Annotated in this window: 20 protein-coding genes; 2 read left to right on the top strand and 18 right to left on the bottom strand. The window is 54.8% G+C overall.

Annotation, left to right across the window (positions count from 1 at the left end):
• Positions 1–4: 4 nt before the first annotated feature.
• Entirely contained in the window at positions 5–718 is a 714-nt protein-coding gene (locus tag ABSG49_RS01115; RefSeq protein ID WP_424024252.1) for a DNA alkylation repair protein, read from the top strand.
• Positions 719–815: 97 nt separating this feature from the next.
• Here ABSG49_RS01115 and ABSG49_RS01110 read toward each other — a convergent pair whose 3' ends face one another.
• The 11 genes from ABSG49_RS01110 to ABSG49_RS01060 all read right to left on the bottom strand — a co-directional run bounded on the left by ABSG49_RS01110 (position 816) and on the right by ABSG49_RS01060 (position 10,957).
• Entirely contained in the window at positions 816–1,046 is a 231-nt protein-coding gene (locus ABSG49_RS01110; RefSeq protein ID WP_424024251.1) for a hypothetical protein, read from the bottom strand.
• Positions 1,047–1,275: 229 nt separating this feature from the next.
• Complete coding sequence (locus tag ABSG49_RS01105) at positions 1,276–3,474, bottom strand: adenosylcobalamin-dependent ribonucleoside-diphosphate reductase (protein WP_424024250.1); 2,199 nt, start codon at positions 3,472–3,474, stop codon at positions 1,276–1,278.
• A 231-nt stretch (positions 3,475–3,705) separates the two neighbouring features.
• Positions 3,706–4,308: a pyridoxal 5'-phosphate synthase glutaminase subunit PdxT gene (pdxT, locus tag ABSG49_RS01100; protein ID WP_424024249.1), complete on the bottom strand. Its 603-nt coding sequence runs from the start codon at positions 4,306–4,308 to the stop codon at positions 3,706–3,708.
• On the bottom strand, positions 4,298–5,194 hold the full coding sequence (pdxS, locus tag ABSG49_RS01095; protein WP_424024248.1) for a pyridoxal 5'-phosphate synthase lyase subunit PdxS: 897 nt from the start codon (positions 5,192–5,194) through the stop codon (positions 4,298–4,300). The genes pdxT and pdxS overlap by 11 nt, the downstream gene beginning before the upstream one ends.
• A complete protein-coding gene (cbiB, locus tag ABSG49_RS01090) occupies positions 5,191–6,132 on the bottom strand; it encodes an adenosylcobinamide-phosphate synthase CbiB (RefSeq protein ID WP_424024247.1) in 942 nt (313 codons plus the stop codon). Before cbiB ends, pdxS begins: the two co-directional genes overlap by 4 nt.
• Positions 6,114–6,683, bottom strand: coding sequence for a DUF7524 family protein (locus ABSG49_RS01085; protein ID WP_424024246.1), 570 nt, complete (start codon positions 6,681–6,683; stop codon positions 6,114–6,116). The genes cbiB and ABSG49_RS01085 overlap by 19 nt, the downstream gene beginning before the upstream one ends.
• Positions 6,684–6,698: 15 nt before the next feature.
• Positions 6,699–6,878, bottom strand: coding sequence for a methytransferase partner Trm112 (locus ABSG49_RS01080; RefSeq protein WP_424024245.1), 180 nt, complete (start codon positions 6,876–6,878; stop codon positions 6,699–6,701).
• Positions 6,875–7,888 (bottom strand): adenylosuccinate synthetase, encoded by a 1,014-nt coding sequence (locus ABSG49_RS01075; RefSeq protein ID WP_424024244.1) that lies wholly within the window; start codon positions 7,886–7,888, stop codon positions 6,875–6,877. The genes ABSG49_RS01080 and ABSG49_RS01075 overlap by 4 nt, the downstream gene beginning before the upstream one ends.
• Positions 7,889–7,999: 111 nt before the next feature.
• Positions 8,000–9,157, bottom strand: a complete 1,158-nt coding sequence (locus ABSG49_RS01070) for an aminotransferase class I/II-fold pyridoxal phosphate-dependent enzyme (protein ID WP_424024243.1) — start codon at positions 9,155–9,157, stop codon at positions 8,000–8,002.
• A 9-nt stretch (positions 9,158–9,166) separates the two neighbouring features.
• Positions 9,167–9,658 carry an Lrp/AsnC family transcriptional regulator gene (locus tag ABSG49_RS01065; protein ID WP_424024242.1) on the bottom strand — a complete coding sequence of 164 codons (492 nt, stop codon included), beginning with the start codon at positions 9,656–9,658 and terminating at the stop codon, positions 9,167–9,169.
• A gap of 6 nt (positions 9,659–9,664) precedes the next feature.
• Positions 9,665–10,957 carry an ORC1-type DNA replication protein gene (locus ABSG49_RS01060; RefSeq protein WP_424024241.1) on the bottom strand — a complete coding sequence of 431 codons (1,293 nt, stop codon included), beginning with the start codon at positions 10,955–10,957 and terminating at the stop codon, positions 9,665–9,667.
• Between the two features lie 597 nt (positions 10,958–11,554).
• On the opposite strand from ABSG49_RS01060, the gene ABSG49_RS01055 reads away from it, so the two are divergent.
• Positions 11,555–12,043: a MogA/MoaB family molybdenum cofactor biosynthesis protein gene (locus ABSG49_RS01055; protein ID WP_424024240.1), complete on the top strand. Its 489-nt coding sequence runs from the start codon at positions 11,555–11,557 to the stop codon at positions 12,041–12,043.
• 81 nt (positions 12,044–12,124) lie between these two features.
• On the opposite strand, the gene cgi121 is transcribed toward ABSG49_RS01055, so the two are convergent.
• The 7 genes from cgi121 to ABSG49_RS01020 form a co-directional block, all read right to left on the bottom strand.
• Positions 12,125–12,652: a KEOPS complex subunit Cgi121 gene (gene cgi121 / locus ABSG49_RS01050; RefSeq protein ID WP_424024239.1), complete on the bottom strand. Its 528-nt coding sequence runs from the start codon at positions 12,650–12,652 to the stop codon at positions 12,125–12,127.
• 4 nt (positions 12,653–12,656) lie between these two features.
• A complete protein-coding gene (locus tag ABSG49_RS01045) occupies positions 12,657–14,828 on the bottom strand; it encodes an ATP-dependent DNA helicase (RefSeq protein WP_424024238.1) in 2,172 nt (723 codons plus the stop codon).
• Between the two features lie 153 nt (positions 14,829–14,981).
• The gene (locus ABSG49_RS01040; protein ID WP_424024237.1) at positions 14,982–15,527 is read right to left on the bottom strand and encodes a KH domain-containing protein; all 546 of its coding nucleotides are present in this window, start codon (positions 15,525–15,527) and stop codon (positions 14,982–14,984) included.
• Positions 15,528–15,607: 80 nt separating this feature from the next.
• Positions 15,608–16,396: a serine protein kinase RIO gene (locus ABSG49_RS01035; protein ID WP_424024236.1), complete on the bottom strand. Its 789-nt coding sequence runs from the start codon at positions 16,394–16,396 to the stop codon at positions 15,608–15,610.
• Between the two features lie 25 nt (positions 16,397–16,421).
• The gene (locus ABSG49_RS01030; RefSeq protein WP_424024235.1) at positions 16,422–17,363 is read right to left on the bottom strand and encodes a tyrosine--tRNA ligase; all 942 of its coding nucleotides are present in this window, start codon (positions 17,361–17,363) and stop codon (positions 16,422–16,424) included.
• A gap of 25 nt (positions 17,364–17,388) precedes the next feature.
• Positions 17,389–18,420 (bottom strand): type II glyceraldehyde-3-phosphate dehydrogenase, encoded by a 1,032-nt coding sequence (locus ABSG49_RS01025; protein WP_424024234.1) that lies wholly within the window; start codon positions 18,418–18,420, stop codon positions 17,389–17,391.
• Between the two features lie 173 nt (positions 18,421–18,593).
• Positions 18,594–19,085 (bottom strand): DUF367 family protein, encoded by a 492-nt coding sequence (locus ABSG49_RS01020; RefSeq protein ID WP_424024233.1) that lies wholly within the window; start codon positions 19,083–19,085, stop codon positions 18,594–18,596.
• Between the last annotated feature and the right edge of the window lie 16 nt (positions 19,086–19,101).

Below are 19,101 nucleotides of genomic sequence, written 5' to 3'. Positions count from 1 at the left end.
CTGCATGGACCCGGTCATTGCACATATACGCGGGGAACTGGAACATCGTGCTGACCCTGAAATCCGGAAGACCTCGCAGAGATTCTTCAAGGAGGCGATCACGTGTTACGGCATGAAGACAGCAACCGTGATCGCGATTGCGAGGAAGTACTGGAAAGAAGTAAAGGGGCGGCCGAAAGATGAGATCTACCGTCTCTGCGAGGAGTTATACCAATCGGGGTACCTGGAAGAGTCCTTCATCGTCTCCGCATGGGCCCATGCTCTCTCAGGACGGTATGAGAAAGAGGATCTCGCGGTGTTCCGGCGCTGGATCGATAGGTACATCACCAACTGGGCGTCGTGCGACGGGTTCTGCAACCACACGATGGGCGACTTCATGGAGCAATACCCGGAATATATCGATGAGCTGAAGCACTGGACGCAGTCGCAGAACCGCTGGATGCGTCGTGCGGCAGCCGTTTCCCTCATCGTCCCGGCCAAACACGGTAAATTTCTCGAAGAGTCTCTCGAAATTGCCGACCTGCTGCTCACGGATGATGACGATATGGTGCAGAAAGGCTACGGCTGGCTGCTCAAGGAAACAAGCCGAATGCATACGGACGCGGTCTTCTCCTACGTGATGGAACACAGGAGGGTGATGCCCCGGACGGCTTTGCGGTACGCGATCGAGCTGATGCCAAAAGACCTCAAGACCGAAGCGATGAAGAAAGACAGGTAGAGTGGTAAAAAAGGTGGGGTCAACGTTATGCCGGTGCAGCGGTATCCGGTACAACGGGGTCTTGAAAGAGAATAACCAGCCACACCGGATGTGGCCTTTAGCGGATGTCCGCGAACCGCTGTCGGAGCAGGCTGATAAGATCTTCAAGTGCCCGACATTGGTTGATCTCCTCAGTACTGATAACCCGGGACAGGTCTTTTCCAGCCTGGACAAGTATGGCGGGAAACGCCGTGAGACCGGTGCCAAATTCTGATGAAAATTCATTCCGGCTCAGGAACCGGGCCGGGATACCAAGATCCTTAATAAAGCGCTTCCATTCTTTTTTCATGCCGATAGGGCTGTTGGTAAGTATATACAGGTTACAGCTTCCTGTCCCAGATGCTGATCCCGGGGTCGCATAATCCTTGATGTTTGGCAATACGCCACTGTCAAGGTTATAGACACAAACAAGAGCTCTCCCAAAGGGCATATAAGAACCCACTCTCTTTTTCAGGGCTTATACTTTGGGATCGGACCGATGGCGTGCCGGGATTTTAGAGGACTCCGGTCACGTTGTATCAGCTGCACCCGGTCCAGCCGCAGTTCTTGCAAATCCCCTTGTTGCAGCCCTCGCCGAAGTCCAGGGGCTCGTGACAGTCCGGGCAGAGATGTTTTTTATCCACTTCGCGGATGTCCCAGTCTTTTAAGGTGGTGATGCTCTGGTTCTTTGCCGAGAGCTCGATACAGCGTCCCACGACATCCGCACAGGAGTGCCCCTCCGAGGAAGGATTCTTGAGGGCAACGATACAGTTGACCTTGGCGAACTGCTTGACGAATTTTGGGTAGGGGACGCCGTTCTGGAGGCCGGTGCTGATCGCCCGACCAAGAGCACTGCTGTTTGCCTCGCAGCCCCCGCTCCCGACAGTCCTGATGAAAACCTCCATGGGTTTCCCATCCAAGAGGTTGACTGTTACGTACAGGCGGCAACACCCGGACTGGCAGAGATAGGTTCTCCCTGAGAGTTCCCGGGGCCGTTTGATCGAAAGCGCCGGGATTTTTTCCGGAACATTTCTGCCGGTATCAAGGAGTGGCGCAGGCGTTATCTCCTTCAGGGTAAGGACCACGTCTTCCCGGCTGCCGGTCCGGTAGATGGTGATCCCCTTGAGCTTCAACGACCAGGCCATGAGCAGGGCTTCCGCGCAGTCCTGCTTTGTCGCTGATGAGGGCATATTGATGGTCTTGCTGATGGATGCGTGGACATGCTTCTGGAAGGCGGCCTGCATCAGGATATGATCCTTCCACGAGATGTCCAGCGCAGTCTTAAACAGTACCCGGAAGTCCTCCGGGAGCCAGCCGAGATCCTGAACGGTCCCGGTCTCATGGACATGGGCGATGACCTCCCCGGTCCTCGTTTCCAGCTCGCCTCCTGCAAGCCCCATGCCGGAAAGCGTAGCCTTCAGTCGGTCGCGGAATACCGGGTTCACGATGACAAATGTCTTGCCCACCGTGTTCTTCCGGGTGTAGGCAAACGAGAAGATCGGCTCGATCCCGCTCGAACACCCGGCAAGGAGGGAGATCGTACCGGTAGGGGCGATGGTCGTCATCGCCGCGTTCCTCACCGGAAAATCCTTCCAGATGCTCCCCCGCCATGCCGGGAACGGACCGATCTTCTCGGCACGCCGCCGGGATTCATTCACGGCAGCATCGGTCACGATCTGCATGATCCGTTCGCACCAGGCCCGGCCGTCAGGAGCGTCATACGCGAACCCGGCCATGAGCAAGGCGTCATGGACCCCCATGAGGCCGAGGCCGATCTTCCGGGTCTTCTTCGTCGCTTCCGCGATCTGGGGGATCGGGAAGACGTTCCGGTCAATGACGAGGTCGAGGAACCGGGTGGCCATGCGTGCAGTCTCTGTGAGTTCCTTCTCATCGAGCGCCCCATGATACACACAGGCCGCGAGGTTGATGCTCCCGAGCACACAACTCTCGAAGGGGAGAAGCGGCTGTTCGCCGCAGGGATTGGTGGTATCGATATCGCCGAGCTGCGGTGTCGGGTTCCGCCGGTTGATCTCATCGTAGAAGAGGAGGCCCGGTTCGCCATTCTTCCAGATCCCGTCAACGATACCGCTCCAGATCTGGCCTACGGTGACGTTCTCTCCGGTACGAGGGTGGGTGATCCAGACGGTCTCAAACTGCTGGCGGGAGACAAGGTTCATGAAGGTATCGTTGACCATAACCGAGATGTTGAAATTTGCAAACTCGCCTTCCTTCGTCTTTGCTGTGATGAACGGGAGTATATCCGGGTGCCAGACATTGAGGATCCCCATATTGGCCCCGCGACGGCGGCCACCCTGCTTGATGACCTCAGTGGCGGCGTTGAAGACCCGCATGAACGAGACCGGGCCCGACGCGACCCCCTCGGTTGACTGCACGGGAGAGCCTTCCGGCCGGAGGTGCGAGAAATTATACCCTGTACCTCCACCCGTCTTGTGGATGATCGCACCCTGTTTCATCGCATCGAAGATCCCATCGATCGAGTCCATGACTGGCAGGGTAAAACATGCGGAGAGCTGGCCCAGTTCGGTGCCGGCATTCATCAGCGTGGGGGAGTTGGGGAGGAAGCGCAGCGACCGCATGACCTCAAAAAAGCGGGTTTCTTCCTCCGGATCCTCGGCAAGGGCCGATGCGACGCGGCGGCAGATATCCTCAAATGAAGTTTCCCCTTTCCGGAGGTACCGTGCGGAGAGGATACTGTCAACAACGGGTGATGCGCTCATACATATCCCTGATTCGTTCTGTCTGGTTCATGAGATTTCCTGGAATGGGGGGCATTTGCCCGTAATGGTATGGGGGTATCCCGGGGAATCCAGCGGTCTTATACCGGGGTCATTCTCTTGTGGATTGTCTCCCTGAATTAAAAGCAGTTTCCGATCAGGCATACGCATTTTTTGGTGCTGGAAGGGATTTGCAATAGACATTACAACCGTAAATGCGGAACACAGCACGTATCAGGATCTTCTCGTGATCCCGAGATTTTTCAGAAACTGCTCGTGAAGCCGGGTATCGTCACTGAGTTCGGGATGGAACGACAGCGCTATGTGTTTTCCCTGCTCCACTGCGACGATCCCCTGGTCGATCCGCGCAAGCACGTTCACATCCGGGCCGGCAGAGGTGACAACCGGGGCCCGGATGAAAACCGCATGGAACGGCCCGCCGTGAAGGCCGTCAACCGCAAGGTCCATCTCAAAGGACTCCTTCTGCCTCCCAAATGCATTCCGGTCTACGGCCATATCGATAAGCCCGAGCGGGTGGATTCGGATGTCGTCCACGCGGGTCGCCATCAGTACCATGCCGGCACAGGTCGCGAAGATCCCCCCTTTGAAGCTGCGGATCGGTTCGTAGAGCCCGTTCTTGTCAATAAGACGCGAGATGGTGGTGGATTCCCCGCCCGGCAGCGCGAGCGCGTTGCAGTCCGCGAGATCGGCAGGGCTCCTCACCTCAAAGACTTCGGACGACGGGCCGTGGCCCATCCGTTCGAGCGCAAGGAGAAACGCGTCGATATGCTCGCTCACGTTCCCCTGGAGTGCAAGCACGCCAATCTTAGCGTCCACGGGTCTGGAGCACCTCGTCATCCTTAAGCTTGTGGACATCGAGGCCCGGCATTGCGTCGCCAAGACCTTTGCTGACCTTTGCGATCACGTTTGCATCGTCAAAGTGGTTGACCGCTTCCACGATTGCCTTGGCCATCCGCTCGGGACTTGAGGACTTGAAGATCCCCGACCCGACAAATACACCATCGGCACCCAGCTGCATCATCATCGCCGCATCTGAGGGCGTGGCGATGCCACCTGCCGAGAAATTCACAACCGGCAGCCTGCCACGTTCCGCACACTCAAAGACCAGCTCCGCGGGGGCTTCGATCTCGCGGGCATAGTCCGTCATTTCCTGCTTGTCGAGACCCCGGAGCATCCGGATCTCACCCATGATGTTGCGCATGTGGCGGACTGCTTCAACAACATTACCGGTACCGGCCTCTCCCTTGGTCCGGATCATCGCCGCACCTTCATCGATTCGCCGGAGAGCCTCACCGAGATCGCGTGCACCGCAGACGAAGGGCACCTTGAACTGCTTCTTATCGATATGGTATTGTTCGTCTGCCGGAGTAAGGACTTCGCTCTCATCGATCATATCAACGCCGAGGACTTCCAGCACCTGGGCTTCGACGAAGTGACCGATCCGCACTTTTCCCATTACCGGGATGGAGACCGCCTCAATGATCTCGATGACCTTCTCGGGGTCTGCCATGCGTGCAACTCCGCCCTCCTTCCTGATGTCGGAGGGCACACGCTCAAGCGACATGACTGCGACTGCCCCAGCGTCCTCAGCGATCTTCGCCTGTTCGGCATTCACGACATCCATGATGACGCCCCCCTTCTGCATGGATGCAAAGCCGCGCTTGAGGAGCTCGGTGCCAAATCTCAGTTCTTCCAGCTTCATATGCCAATATTATTGATCAAGGCTCCCAATAAAAACAGTGTACAACAGGCAATAATTGCATACATCAAGGTAACCGCCCGGGTTGCTTTCAGGATATCCGCGCCTGCTTCATCAAGTGACAGGTCACCGTCACCGATAGTATAGACCCCCGGCTTTTCGAACCGGGTGCCCGTCCCTCCTGCCATTGCAGCCATCACAATACCCCCATTGAACCCGGGGCGCTTATGGCCATCGCGGCGTATGACATGCCATGCATGGGAGAACATCCCCCTGCTGCCAAACCAGATAAGGAGCAACAGGACGGTAATCCGGGCCGGGATGAAATTGAGGAGATCGTCCATGCGTGCGGCACACCACCCGAGCCGTTTGCGCTCGTCGCGGTACCCGAGCATCGCGTCCATCGTGTTGATCGCACGGCAGACCGCAGCACCGGGGAGGTTGAAGAGGGAGAACCAGAACAACGGTGCAATGATGCTATCCGTAAGGTTCTCGGTCATGGACTCGTAGCCTGCCGAGAGGATGTGGTCCCGGTCAAGTTTTGCCGTATCCCGGGATACCAGCAGCCGGACTTTTTCTCTGCCAATCTCCACACCCTCATTCAATGCTGATACTACAGCCTGCGTATGCTCCTCGAGGGATTTCCAGGCAAAACAGCACTTCAGCAGGAACGGCGCAATGAGGAGATAGAGGTACCATGGGGCAAATGTTGTAACAAGGTAGAATGGAAGACAGAACAGGAATACCGTAAGTACCCAGAACAGGACGCCTGCTATCCGCTGGCGTTCCTGAGGATAGTATGCCGGTCTGCCCCATATCCCGATAAATGAGCCAAGAAGGGCGACCGGATGGTACCGGGAGTGTGGATCTCCGATCAGCCGGTCCACGACAAGCGCAGCACAAAGGACGATAGCTGCAAGCGTTACTGCTGACGGTACCATGTGTAGAGGGCCCCGACAATGAGGATGATGAACGAGGCGATATTCAGGAACTCGATGTGGGTATAGAGCCAGGCACAGTAGATGAGGAGTGCAATGCCCATCATGATCATCAGGAGATGAGGCCGTCCGTGCGCAACCGGCTGAAGGGGATATTCTTCCTGAATGCTCAGCCGTACTGCCGGCGGGTGAATGACATGAACCTGCATCTGGGTCTTCACCACACCGTAACCCGAGAGGATCTCAAGATCAAACGCCTCCTCCAGGCTGTCTTTCCGGATAGGGATCGTGAGCACGGATTCATCAACAACGTACAGGTTTTCATGGAAAAAGTCGGTGAACATGCCGGCGTTGGAAGAAGTGATGGTGATATGGATCGGTGCCCCGTGGTTCAGGAACCGGATGCGCAGGCTGCTGCCGGATTCTGCCGTGATTTTTTCCCGGGGGGTATCGATGGAATTGATCCCGCTGCGGTTGAGATGCACTTCATACCCGGCATCATACCCGTCCGCACCGGCCGATAAAAACACCGGAACGGGAAACGGGAACATCATAACGGTACCTTCGTTTCAACGCCCTGTGGGAGGCAGGAGATTGGGGATGCCCTCGTGAATGGTATAGTCCACGTTACAGGCAGTGCAATGAAGATTGCCTTCAAGGATCTCTTTCTCATCTTCCTTATCCACGCGGAGGGCCAGATCCCCTTTGCAGACAGGGCAGCAGAGGATATCCATGAGCGAGTGTCTCATCTCAGTTCGTCCCTAAGGTCAACAATCTGGGTGATCTCCGGGCCGGTGGATATGAGCGTGACCGGGCTTCCGATATCCTCCTCAGCCTGCTTGACAAAATCCTTTGCCTTCTTTGTCAGCTTTTTATATTCGGTAACACCGAAACAGGCCTTGTCGATGCGGTCGATCCCGGTGATCGCCGCCTGGGTACATCCGTTGATCATTGCCGAATACCGGGCCATATCTCCATCCCAGCCGCCGATACGCCTCTTGCGGTGGGTGACCGTCCCGAACTCCTCGATACCCATCGCATCGGATTTGGACGCTGACATCTCGGTGCTGAACGGGCCTTCCCCGACACGGGTGGGGTAGGCCTTGAAGACCACGATCACATCATCGATTTTCGTGGGCCCGACACCGTTGTCTGCGGCAATCTGGGAGGCGGAGGTATCCTTGCTCGTTACAAAAGGATAGGTCCCGTAATACAGGGAGATGCCGAAACCCTGTGTTCCTTCCAGGAGGACATTCTCCTTCCTTTTCAGCGCATCGTCAATCGCTTTCGGGACGTCAAGGAGGTATTCCTTAAGTTCGGGAATGTCCTTTGCCTGCGGGGAGATCCGCATAACGCGGTCGGCATTTGCCGGCCCGCAGCCTGAGCCGGTGCTCCCGATCTTCTTTGATAAGTGGGCGCTTCCTTTGTCGCGGGCGATGTGGTCTTCCGTGATGATACCGCAGCGTTTGTCCACAAAGATCCGCCCCCTGACGCCCAGCATCTCGACTTCGTGTTTCAGGATCCGCGGATCGACGAGAACTCCGCTCCCGATGCAGAGCTTCGCATCCTTGTATACAAAACCGGACGGGACCATGCGGACGCCATATTCATGATCTCCGACCTGGACAGTGTGTCCGGCATTCGGACCCACACCGCCGCGGGAGATGATTACGGGTTTATCCTTGCATGCGATATGTGCAACAACCTTGCCCTTCCCCTCATCCCCAAAAAATCCACCAACGATGATAGTACAGCTCATTGTCTTTCATGTAGTATTGAACGAGTTTCCCAATAAACTATTCCTTATATCGATATAGTGTGTGTTTTTAACAAAAGGGGACGCCTGATAACAGTGGTCTCCTGTACCTGATCAGAGTCCCTGAATAAACGCGTCCATTCTCTGGAGCGATTCACTCAGTTCCTTCCGGGAAACCGCATAGGCACACCGGAGATGGCCCTCGCCACCCTCACCAAAGACACTCCCCGGGACAACAGCCACGCGCTGCTCCTTGAGCAGCCGCTCGGCAAATTCCACATCAGAAAGGCCGGTCTTTTCTATCGAAGGGAATGCGTAGAACGCACCTTCAGGGATATGGCTGGGGAGACCGATACGGTTGAGGCCTGCCACGAACAGGTTGCGCCGCAGGCGGTACTCGTTGACCATGCTGTTCTTCTCCTCCTCTGCGGACCGGAGCGCCTCAAGGGCACCTACCTGCCCCATCACCGGGGCACAAAGCATGACGTACTGGTGGATCTTGAGGGCCGCATCGCAGAGATCTTTCGGGGCGCAGAGATATCCGACACGCCACCCGGTCATCGCATAGGCCTTGGAGAAGCCGTTGAGCGTGATGGTCCGTTCCCGGAGCTCGCTGACCGTTGCTGCAGCGCAGTGGTGTGCCTCATAGGTCAGCTCCGCATATACCTCGTCGCTGATGAGCACGAGATCGTGATCGATGACAATGTCTGCAATCGCTTTCAGATCGCTTTCGCTCATGACACCTCCCGTAGGATTGTTCGGGAAATTGATGATCAGTGCCTTTGATTTTGCGGTTACCTGTTCTGCAAGGGCGTCGGGGTTAAGTTTGAAGTGGTCCTTTTCCGTGCACCTGACCGGGACCGGCTTCCCACCGGTGAGGGTTACGCAGGGACCGTACGAGACGTAACTGGGCTGGGCAACGAGGACTTCATCACCCGGATCGACAATCGCCCTGACCGCAATATCAAGGGCTTCTGAGACGCCCGTGGTGATGATCATCTCGTCATCGCTGCTGTAGTTCAGGTGGTAATGCTGCGCGAGATAGCGCGAGAGGGCGTCCCGCAGGGTCTGGAGGCCCCGGTTGGACGTGTAGGAGGTGACGCCCTGTTCGATCGAGTAGATGCTCGATTCGCAGATGTTCCAGGGCGTGTTAAAATCCGGTTCCCCGACGCCGAGGGAGATCACGTCTTCCATGGTGAGCACGAGATCAAAAAATTTCCTGATCCCGGATGGCGGGATCTCCTGCGCACGTGCCGAGACAAAGTTCCGCATGGCACCACATCACGGGCTGTAGGGGAGGCGTTCCGTTTCCGGCTGTTCAAAGAACGTGTTGCCGTTTTCCTTGTACGACTTCATGATAATGTGTGTCGCCGTTTCGCGGATCCGGTCCATCGGCGCCACATGCTCGGAGACGAACCGCGAGACGTCCTGCATGTTCTTTCCCGTCACGAGGAGCTGGAGATCGTAGGTGCCGGTGATGAGCCGCAGGCTTTTCACCTGCCGGAACCGGGAGAGCCGTTCTGCAATGCGGTCATAACCGAAATCGCGTTCGGGACTTACCTTCAGTTCGATGATCGCGGAGACCTCCCCGTTACCGGCCCGCTCCCAATTGACTACGGTTGAGTAGCGCATGATCACGTGGGTATCTTCGAGGGCACGGATGCGGTTTTCAATCTCTGCCTTGCCAAGGCTCGTCATGGTCGCGATTTCTTCTGTCGAAAGCCGGCTGTTCTCCTCAAGAATCCGGAGGAGTTCGAGATCCTTATCATCCATCCTGTATCACCTGAACCAGGTCTTCAACCACTTTGCTTCCATCTGGGATACATCGAGGTCCTTCAGTCCGTTCAGACGCGAATCCTTGAGCACGACCTCGCGGATCTTTCCCGTGTTCGCATCGAACCACATCTCTTTTGTTCTTCCATATCGCCCGCGGCTCACGACCCGGGTGTTGATTACGCCGAGCATGTTCAGCTCGGAGATCAGATCGGTAATTCTCCGGTGCGTGAGGACGTCAAGTTCGATTGTCGGGGCAATGTCCTGATATATACGTGAGACTTCCCCGCTCGTAAAGATATTCTGCCCCAGTTGTTCAAGGATGAGCATTGAGAAGAGGATCAGCTTGCTCTGCGTGGGGAGCGTCGCAATGCATTCAATCATGCTGTCGGTCTCGATCTTTGCCTGGGCCTGCTTGACGTGCTCTTCCGTCACGTGTGTAGATCCGTCGCGATCGGCCAGCTCCCCGGATATTCTGAAGAGATCAAGTGCACGCCGGGCATCACCGTGCTCCTGCGCTGCAAGCGCAGAACAGAGAGGTATGACGCCTTCCGCAAGGGCGCCCGGGACAAAGGCCCCGTCGGCACGCTGGGCAAGGATATCCACCAGCTGGGGCGCGTTATATGGCGGAAATACAATCTCTTCCTCAGAGAGTGAGGACAGGACCCGCGGATCCAGAAAATCCTTGAAACTCAGGTCGTTGGAAATACCGATGATACTGACCTTGGAGTTTTTCAGGTCGGAGTTTATCCTCGTGAGGTTGTAGAGCGTGTCATCGCCGCTCTTCTTTACCAGTTTATCAATCTCGTCAAGCACGATAACGAGGACACCGCCACCGACCTCGAGCTGGTTTTTCAGTTCCGCGTACACCTGGTCGGTCGGCCACCCGGTCATCGGGATATGGGTCCGGGTCTTGTCACTGGACAGTTCGTCCACAACATCAAGGCATTTGGCGATCTGGGCCAGTACCCGGTACTGGGTGTCGATCACTTCGCAGTTCAGGTGGACGATCCGGCAGATCGTCCCCATCTTGCTGCTGGCCTTCTCAAGCTCTGAACCCACGTACCGGACACATGCGGTCTTGCCGGTGCCGGTCTTTCCGTAGATGAGGATATTTGAGGGGGTCTCGTTCCTGAGTGAGGGGGCAAGGATTGATGCTACTTCATCAATCTGGGGCTTCCTGTGGGGAAGGATCTGGGGACGGTATGAGTGCCGGAGTACTTCGCGGTCCTTAAATATCCGGTTATTGGAAAGATATTTTTTAAATAGTCCCGTTGAGGGGTCGTCGGTTTCAGGCATGATGACACTGTGGAGCTGAGAGTTGGTGGGATAAGACTAAAAAACGATCGGTTTGTCTGACCATATATAAACCCCTTCATTTCGTGTGGAAATCTGTTTTATTTCAACCAATATTCAAAATGGCGCGAGATTTGACATTATTCATTTTTATGGTTTTTCCCTTTTTCTGAATATCAACTCACATTATTTACCTATGAATCTTCCTCGATATTGCATTGCAACAAGAGAAAAATATATAGATATATCATCGGACTTCCTCTGGGACCCCCCCCTTTGTTTCGTGTGGAACAGAAACAAAGTTACATGGCTCTTTTTTTTAATTTTAACAAAATAGCCATTTTAGTATTTATTATTAATAATATATAAAACATTCGAAATTAATTTTCAACCAAGTGCGTAAACATCGCAACACGGGGAATTTGAGTGCAGCTGTGATAGCTTAAAAGAGAGACCAACAAGGAAAAAATTCCACGCGAAACAAGGGGGTCTCCGGTCCCCAAAAAGATTTGATAGAATCTAATGATACAATATAATAAAGGTAGCAAATCCCTCGATTCCGGAATTCTCTTAATACAATACAGACAACATCACTCTATTATGAGTCATCCGCACGTCCTGTCCATAGAGATCACTGCAGCAATTATCACCGTCTCGAGTACAAGGACGAAAGAAAATGATACGAGCGGGAAGGCAATTGAAGAAATTCTCAAGGAAAAAAATATACCGGTTACCTATTATACCATCGTTCCCGATCGCATTGAAAAGATCCGGGACGCCTGGTTTATGGCAATGAAAAAGGCCAATTGTATCATATTCAACGGGGGCACCGGCCTTACCCATGATGATTGCACGATCGAGGCGATATCACCGCTTCTGGAAAAAAGGATCGACGGGTTTGGTGAACTCTTCCGTATGAAAAGCATCCAGCAGATTGGCATAACCTCCATGCTGTCCCGTGCTGTTGCCGGTATCAGTAACGGGAAGGCGATATTTTGCATCCCGGGTTCAACGCCAGCAGTCACGCTTGCCACAACAGAGTTAATCGTCCCGGAAATTGCCCATCTCCTCTCACATGCCACCAGGTAACGGGTTGCTCTCCCGTGTCAGATCCCTATAAAAAACCGGCAGCAGGAATTCCAAGGATAACCAGTCCCCACGGGAGATTATTTATCGCAGGACGTTCAGCAGGGCAACCCGCTCAAGCACAAGATCGGCTAATCTCTCCCCTTTGTCAAGGGTTTCAAGCTCTTCCGGAGTAATCTCATAAATCTGCATAAGACGCTCACGTTTCTTGTGATCCATGCCATCCCAGGCATTTGCGTCACAAAACTGAAGAACCGGTGTGAGAGCATCCCATACGCTCTCCGCTGAGGGATAACAGCACACCCAGAGGCGGTTCTCCCCCTCATGGATCCCGACCGATGCAGCGACATTGCACTGGCGGGATCCCGCAGCGTACAACAGTGCCTCCATTTCAAGGGTGTTGGATATGGCATCCCCGCTCTCAAATGAACGGACGGCATGCAGCACTGCCGACTCGGCGTGCCTCCTGCCGGCCAGCATGTCGGCGTTGAAACAGATGATATGGGTATTGCATCTCCGTGCAACCTCTTTGAGCCTCAGGAGAAAGCCGGGCTTATCGTCGATACTGGACAGGGCAGCCCGGATCTCACACGTCCTGTCTCCCGCGCTCATCTGATTACCTGAACCGGGAGAGTGTTGATTGTCCCGCCATATTATCTTCACTAACCGTCGGTGCAGAGGTCTGTTTCCCCCGTTTCCCGTTCTCAAGCTGGGCAAACACCTGCTCAGCAATGCCACGGCCGATAAGTTTTGTTACGGTCTCGATGCCGGCATCAATAACCGCATCGGGAGTTGTGATACGGTTGTTGAAGAGGCGGCGGGCACGGACCCGGCCGATGCCACGCAGTTTAACAAGCGGCAGGAGCTCGCGCCGTATACCGTTCTTCATACAGATCTCGTACTCGCGGATCCGTGGATGAAAACGCATGGCAAACATCCGCGAGAGCTCTCCGCTGGCATGGAGCAACCAGTTCACGCTCTCGACCATCCCATAGATATCTCCGGGCCCCACTGAATACCGCTCGCATATTTTTGCATCCGGAAGTTCATCAGCCCAGTCGTTCAGGAGCATCGCGGTCTTGAGTGCACGATAATAACCCTCCTGCGCATCCTCGTCATGAGGGAGGGTGAGCCACAGTCCCTCCTCATGCGCCTCGATCATGCGGTCAAGTGCCCCTTGGTCCGTGTTGCGGACATAGAGCTTAGGCATATCGGGTGTGCTGCAGATAAGGTGGAGGAGTCCGATATCGGAATATTCAGTCTTCTCGCGGAGCGTGGTGACGATCATTGCCGCACTCCTCGGATCGATATAGAGTCTCGATACCATGGTGCCAAACTCTGTCGATCCGAGATGATCACCGACCTCGAGCACCATCTCGGATTCAGCGAGGAATTTAAGGGCTGTATCTACGGCTCTCTGCATCAGGCGGCCATGGCGGTGTTCATGGACATAAAAACTCCGGTCCATAAACGCGGCAAGCTCGCCCCGTGTGCCCGCGAACCCGGAGGCAATCAGTGACAGCACGTGGGTATAGAGGGCATTCGGCTCAGCGATCTTCGAATGAACCTCATCGGGTGGTGCCTCAATATACCATTCGAACAGTTCCTCTACCTGCCCCTCATCCCTGGCAATGAGCACGGCTTCACCATAGGGATCCAGACGGGGTCGTCCCGCCCGTCCCGCCATCTGGTGATACTCGCTTGCCGGGATCGGCTGCATCCCCTCACCCGCGGTAAACCGGAGGTAATCCCGGACGATCACCCGGCGTGCAGGAAGGTTCAGCCCCGCGGCAAGGGTCGGGGTGGAGGAGATGCATTTTATCAGGCCTTTCCGGAACCCCTCTTCGACAATTGCCCTCTCAGGGCGACTGAGACCGGCATGGTGGAATGCAGCCCCACGGGAGATGCACAGCGCCAGTGTCTTTCCCATCTCTGTTTCCGCGGTCTTTTCGAGCTGACTGGCATATGTTTTGAGCTCAGGCTCCTCGCTCTTGATGGCACCTGCAGCCCGCTTGGCAAATGCCTCTGCATTGCGGCGCGATGAGACAAAGACGAGACACTGCCCCCCCTCTTCAATGGTATCCAGACACAGGTTGAGGTCATCGTAATTTTTTGACACCGCCTTTATCCGCCGCTCCCCATCCCGGAAATGGATCCGGTCATTGCAGAACACGCCCTGGCGGAGATCGACCGGGTGCCAGGTACTGGTGACCAGTTCAGCGTCCAGCCACCCGGCCAGGACCTGCGGGTTGCCGATCGTTGCGGAGAGCCCGATCACCTGCATGGACGGGTTCCGGTACCGCATCTTTGCAATGACCATCTCGACAACAGGACCCCGGTTTAAGGAATCGATCAGGTGGACCTCATCGATGACGAGGAGGGTGATATCTGAGATCCACCGGGCATTATTCCGCAGGAGTGAGTCCACTTTCTCACTGGTGGCGACGATGATATCATTTCTGCCGAGCATATCATCACGCCGGTCAAAATCACCGGTGGCAATGCCGACGCGGACACCCTTGTTGTTGAATTCATCGAATTTCTCGCTTGCCAGCGCTTTTAAGGGAACGATATAGAGGCATTTTCCTTTGCGGGCGATATGGCAGTGCATCGCCATCTCGGCAATGAGCGTCTTGCCGCTCGCGGTTGGTATGGCGACCAGCAGGTTCTTCCCGGCGAACATGCCTTTTTCAACGCACTCTGCCTGCGGAGGGTAGAGTTCAGAGAATCCTGTTGCCAGGTAGTGTTGCTTCAGGTTTTCCGGAATGGAGAGTCCGCTTATTTGCATGTCACAACCTGTACCTCTACTGAACCCCTTTAATTCCACTGAAATTCGCCGTTATTTCTGTCTGTTCGGGCAAATCTAATCTATAAACCGAATTATCTTCCACAGGAAATGTAGCAAAACACATATATGGGGGTTCCTGAATTTATCAGGACATCAATAATAATAGCTGATCATATCCTGCTTCGACTCTTTCTTCTTCTTGTCAAGGAACGCAAAGACGTTTTCATGGGGTACCCCCTCGATCAGCATGTCAATTGCAGTCCGTGCGGTCTTCAGTTGCTCAGGATATCCAATCAGGGCAATGGTCTTCCCGAATACGGATATTTCAACATCGGTCATATCTTCAATCTGTTCGCGGGCGCGCCCGTCTTTCCCGATGATTCTTCCCCTCAGCCGGTCCAGTTGATGGGGGCCATCCGCCATGCCGGAGAGATCGATCACTTCGAGAAGGAGGTCTTCATCCTCGATCATCTCAAAGGCCCGTTCAGGTGAGAACCCGCGGTTGATCGCATTGATGATCTCCACTGCCCTGAGAAAGGGTATGGTATTCTCTTCCGTCCCCTCAACTTTGACGAGGCCCTCCTTGCTGTCGACGGTTATGGTCGTGTGCGTCCTGGTCTCAAGCTCCTTTTTTGTTGCACCGGCCTTGCCAATAAGTACACCAACCCTGCTTCCGACAATTTTTACTTCCTGCATCATTTTTGTATTCACCTATATTTCGTATACCGGGATTTTTGTTGTTCCATTTACCTGATTTTTCCCTCCATGATAAGCAATTATCATGGTTCGGCAGTATCGAGTCCTGTCACCGCATTGAAAATTTCCACATCGTTCCTGACATCACAACGATTTTTAAAGAACCGGTTGACGTTCCTGATATCCCGCATCAGGAACGGAAGGGCTCGGGGGTGATCACGGGTGACGGACTGGCCCATATCTATGAGATATGGTTTGTCGCTGTATAATATATTGAACTCGCTTAAATCAGCATGCACCAGATCGGCTTTCTTGTAGAGGGTTTCGATTATACTTATTATCCGGGCATACGTTTCCGCGGGATCCTCCAGTTCAACATTGCGGAGTTGGGGATAGGGGATCTCCCCCTCGCCAAGGAAGGACATGATGAGGATGTTCCGGTCCCAGACAAAGGGTTCGGGAACAGCGATCCCGGCATCCCGGGCCCGGACAAGGTTGGAGAACTCCTTTCTCGTCCAGGCAAAGATGAGTTCCTTTTTTGCTTTTTTCACATGGGAGAAGCGCCGGTCACCGATAATATAGGAACTCATCGTGGTGAAATTGGCGGTTTGGATCCGGTAGATCTTGATGGCAAGAGTAGTCCCATCCCGTTCAGCGTAAAAGACATTGGCTTCTTTACCGGTACTGATCGAGCCGCCAAGAACGGAAAACCACTTCTTGTGCACCAGTTTGTAGAGTGCGAGGAGGGTAATCTCATCGAAGACGTCCTCCCGCACCTTGAGATTGTTGGCATCCTTGATGCGGACCCCCATCTCTTCAAGCCGCTGATCGAACTGGTCCAGTTTTTTATCGATGTTGGTCTCCTTTTTCATGCAGTGCCACCGGGTATTCCTCGGTTTACCGGATGTAATCGCGGACGGGGGCGAGGATCTCTACGAGGGATTCGCCACAGGATTTCTTGAGGTCAAGCGGGTGGATCTCACCCATGCCGTATGCCGCTTCAAGCTCGGCATAGCTGGCGAATGCCCGGTCCCCGCCGAATTTTTCGGGTCGGTGGATGGTGATCCGGGGAAGGCGGGGAAAAACATGGTGCTGGAAGATCTGGAGGATGGGGTTCTCTGCAATCTCCGGCGGGCAGAATGCCTTCTGGCACTTTTTCCGGATCTCCTCCTCAGAATCCGCGACCGAGATATAGTTCCCCTGCGACGAGGACATCTTTTTGCCATCGAGCCCGTTCAGGATCGGCGTGTGGATACAGACCGGTGCCTTGTATCCGAAGTTGACGAGGTGCTCGCGGGCGAGCATGTGGATCTTCCGCTGGTCGATCCCCCCGACAGCGGCATCCGCTCCCAGCAGGGCGATATCTGCCATCTGCATGATCGGGTAGATCATCTGAGAGACTGTGGGGTGGTCCATCTGCCGCCCGACCTCATCCATGCTCCGCGTGGCGCGGTTTAAGGTGATCTCTTGGGAGAGCCGGAGGACCAGCAGCTCGTAGTCCCGGTTGAGCTGCACATCCGATCCGAGGATATATTTTACGTTCTTTAAGCCCAGCCCCTCAAAGCAGCGCTTGTTGTACTCGGCAAGTTCCCGGACCTTCTCCATGGTCCCCTTGCGGTTGAGGAAGGCGTGGAGATCGGCGAGCAGCACGGTAACTTCAAAACCCGCGGCCTGGAGATCCACCAGTTTGTTGATCGTGACGAGGTGACCGAGGTGGATCTCCCCGCTCGGTTCGTAGCCGGCATAAACACGTTTTGTGGGCTGTAAAAGAAGCGCCCGGAGGTCATCATCCGTGACAACTTCGACAGTATTCCGGGTAACACGCTCGTATGCGTCCATCAAAAAGAATGGGTGATGATGAGTGTTAATGGTTATTCTGGATGGTTTTGAAGTTCAGTGCGGCATTGGTCGCTGCAATTGATTTTGCGGCATCCTTTTCCATCCCCATCACAGCGCGGATGGCATCGACGTTCTCAACGACAACATCGGCCTCCTGGTGGATGGCCTGGAAGAAGCAGAGCTCGTTCTTGTTTGCGTAGATGGACTCCTCGAAGATACAGTTCTCCCAGAGGTCGGACCGCTGCCTTCCCAAGTCCATGGCGAACTCTTTGAGTTCGGCGGTGCTCTTGAGCCCGGCACTCTTCTTGATGAGACCGAGGCGGGGGTGCTTATTGATGAGCTCGATGACCTGTTCCTTGCTGACCGTTTTTTTGGTGGTCATCTGGATCGCGTGCATGTGCATCATCGTGGTCGGGACGATCATGGCCATCGTGGTGATCGATATATGGGGGAGGACACTCAGGACGTCAGGGCCATGGTGGCTGGGAACGGTCACCGGGTCCAGGACGATCGCATCGATAGGCCCTTTCTTGATCTCGCCCGGATCGGAGCCGCGGCGCACCATGATCGCGTGGACATGGGTGACCCCGAACTCCTTGTCGACCTCGTGGATGATGCGGCACAGGCCCGTGGTATTACAGGAAACAACGCGGACAAACTGCCTGCCGATCGCGTCCTTGTAATTGCAGGAAGAGTTGAAGGAGAAGCCTGTCAGTTCGTGCTCCTCCCCGCCCTGCCAGAGTGCCTTGACCCCGATCTTTTCGTAGAGCGGTTTATTGGTGGCACCGACATTGCCCGGTGTCGCATCGACCACGATATCGGCGGCCTTGCACATCTCCTCGACACTGCCGGCGACCGTGAGGCCGACCTTCTCGAATGCCGCCTTCTTCGAGATATCGGCGATATACAGCGGGTAACCCCGCTGCTTTGCGACAAAGGCCTCCGCGTTTGGCCGGGTCTTGGAAACCCCGATCACCTTCATGTCTTTCTGAGCAGCCACTGCATCGGCCACGCGTTTGCCGATGGTACCGTACCCGTTGATGGCAACCTTGATCATACAATCGTACATTGCGCTTGGACAGAAAAAACTATGCTGAATGTCATGCAGCTGTTCAGGACAGCATCAAAAGCCGTAAGAAAAACACCAATATCATGTATAAACTCTCCCGAAATAACAAGAATTTTATGAAATTACCCTCCCGGGAACTGTCCGGCACACCCTGCAGCCGGTCACAGGAACAGTGCCTGGAACTGTATAATCTCCGTACTGTCCTTCGCTGTGGCGTAGAGTTCAAGCGGTTCCCGGTTCACTTCCAGGAACCGGATTCCCCAGTGTACTTTTGAGAGCACGTCTCCCGCCCGCTCTTTCTCACCCAGAATATAGAGTGCTGCGGCAACTGCCTCGATGGATGAAAGTTTGCAGGGCTTGCCGAAATTGACCGGATTTGCCGCCATCAAAAAGGGCAGCGCCCTGCGTATCCGCCACGAACTGATGGCCCCGGTGTCCAGTACCTCCCATGAACAATCCAGCACGGTGAGGGATTTTACATACCTGTCCGCGGGAGAGAGCGCCTGCTCCGCGGTGGGATCGAGAAGCAGGGTATTGCGCGGGATCTGTGACAGATTCCGGACAATTTTGAGAAAACCCGCCCGTTCCATTTTTTTGACCGTGCATTTCCGGGGATCGCAGCTGTTGTCACGGTAGGCGTACAGGGGGATCATTGATCATCTGTGCGTG

Origin of the sequence: Methanoregula sp., from assembly GCF_049510175.1 — an archaeon.
GTDB lineage: Archaea > Halobacteriota > Methanomicrobia > Methanomicrobiales > Methanospirillaceae > Methanoregula.
This window is presented reverse-complemented; position numbering and strand designations above follow the sequence as displayed.

What these genes read in the sequence shown, in the direction of transcription:
- cgi121 (WP_424024239.1), bottom strand. Translation starts at nt 12,652, where the DNA reads ATGAGCGCGGGAGACAGGACGTGTGAGATCCGGGCTGCCCTGTCCAGT.
- ABSG49_RS01065 (WP_424024242.1), bottom strand. Translation starts at nt 9,658, where the DNA reads ATGGATGATAAGGATCTCGAACTCCTCCGGATTCTTGAGGAGAACAGC.
- ABSG49_RS01055 (WP_424024240.1), top strand. Translation starts at nt 11,555, where the DNA reads ATGAGTCATCCGCACGTCCTGTCCATAGAGATCACTGCAGCAATTATC.
- ABSG49_RS01105 (WP_424024250.1), bottom strand. Translation starts at nt 3,474, where the DNA reads ATGAGCGCATCACCCGTTGTTGACAGTATCCTCTCCGCACGGTACCTC.
- ABSG49_RS01115 (WP_424024252.1), top strand. Translation starts at nt 5, where the DNA reads ATGGACCCGGTCATTGCACATATACGCGGGGAACTGGAACATCGTGCT.
- ABSG49_RS01060 (WP_424024241.1), bottom strand. Translation starts at nt 10,957, where the DNA reads ATGCCTGAAACCGACGACCCCTCAACGGGACTATTTAAAAAATATCTT.
- ABSG49_RS01085 (WP_424024246.1), bottom strand. Translation starts at nt 6,683, where the DNA reads ATGATGTTCCCGTTTCCCGTTCCGGTGTTTTTATCGGCCGGTGCGGAC.
- ABSG49_RS01045 (WP_424024238.1), bottom strand. Translation starts at nt 14,828, where the DNA reads ATGCAAATAAGCGGACTCTCCATTCCGGAAAACCTGAAGCAACACTAC.
- ABSG49_RS01030 (WP_424024235.1), bottom strand. Translation starts at nt 17,363, where the DNA reads ATGGACGCATACGAGCGTGTTACCCGGAATACTGTCGAAGTTGTCACG.
- ABSG49_RS01070 (WP_424024243.1), bottom strand. Translation starts at nt 9,157, where the DNA reads ATGCGGAACTTTGTCTCGGCACGTGCGCAGGAGATCCCGCCATCCGGG.
- pdxS (WP_424024248.1), bottom strand. Translation starts at nt 5,194, where the DNA reads ATGAAGCTGGAAGAACTGAGATTTGGCACCGAGCTCCTCAAGCGCGGC.
- cbiB (WP_424024247.1), bottom strand. Translation starts at nt 6,132, where the DNA reads ATGGTACCGTCAGCAGTAACGCTTGCAGCTATCGTCCTTTGTGCTGCG.
- ABSG49_RS01040 (WP_424024237.1), bottom strand. Translation starts at nt 15,527, where the DNA reads ATGATGCAGGAAGTAAAAATTGTCGGAAGCAGGGTTGGTGTACTTATT.
- ABSG49_RS01035 (WP_424024236.1), bottom strand. Translation starts at nt 16,396, where the DNA reads ATGAAAAAGGAGACCAACATCGATAAAAAACTGGACCAGTTCGATCAG.
- ABSG49_RS01075 (WP_424024244.1), bottom strand. Translation starts at nt 7,888, where the DNA reads ATGAGCTGTACTATCATCGTTGGTGGATTTTTTGGGGATGAGGGGAAG.
- ABSG49_RS01020 (WP_424024233.1), bottom strand. Translation starts at nt 19,085, where the DNA reads ATGATCCCCCTGTACGCCTACCGTGACAACAGCTGCGATCCCCGGAAA.
- ABSG49_RS01080 (WP_424024245.1), bottom strand. Translation starts at nt 6,878, where the DNA reads ATGAGACACTCGCTCATGGATATCCTCTGCTGCCCTGTCTGCAAAGGG.
- ABSG49_RS01110 (WP_424024251.1), bottom strand. Translation starts at nt 1,046, where the DNA reads ATGAAAAAAGAATGGAAGCGCTTTATTAAGGATCTTGGTATCCCGGCC.
- ABSG49_RS01025 (WP_424024234.1), bottom strand. Translation starts at nt 18,420, where the DNA reads ATGATCAAGGTTGCCATCAACGGGTACGGTACCATCGGCAAACGCGTG.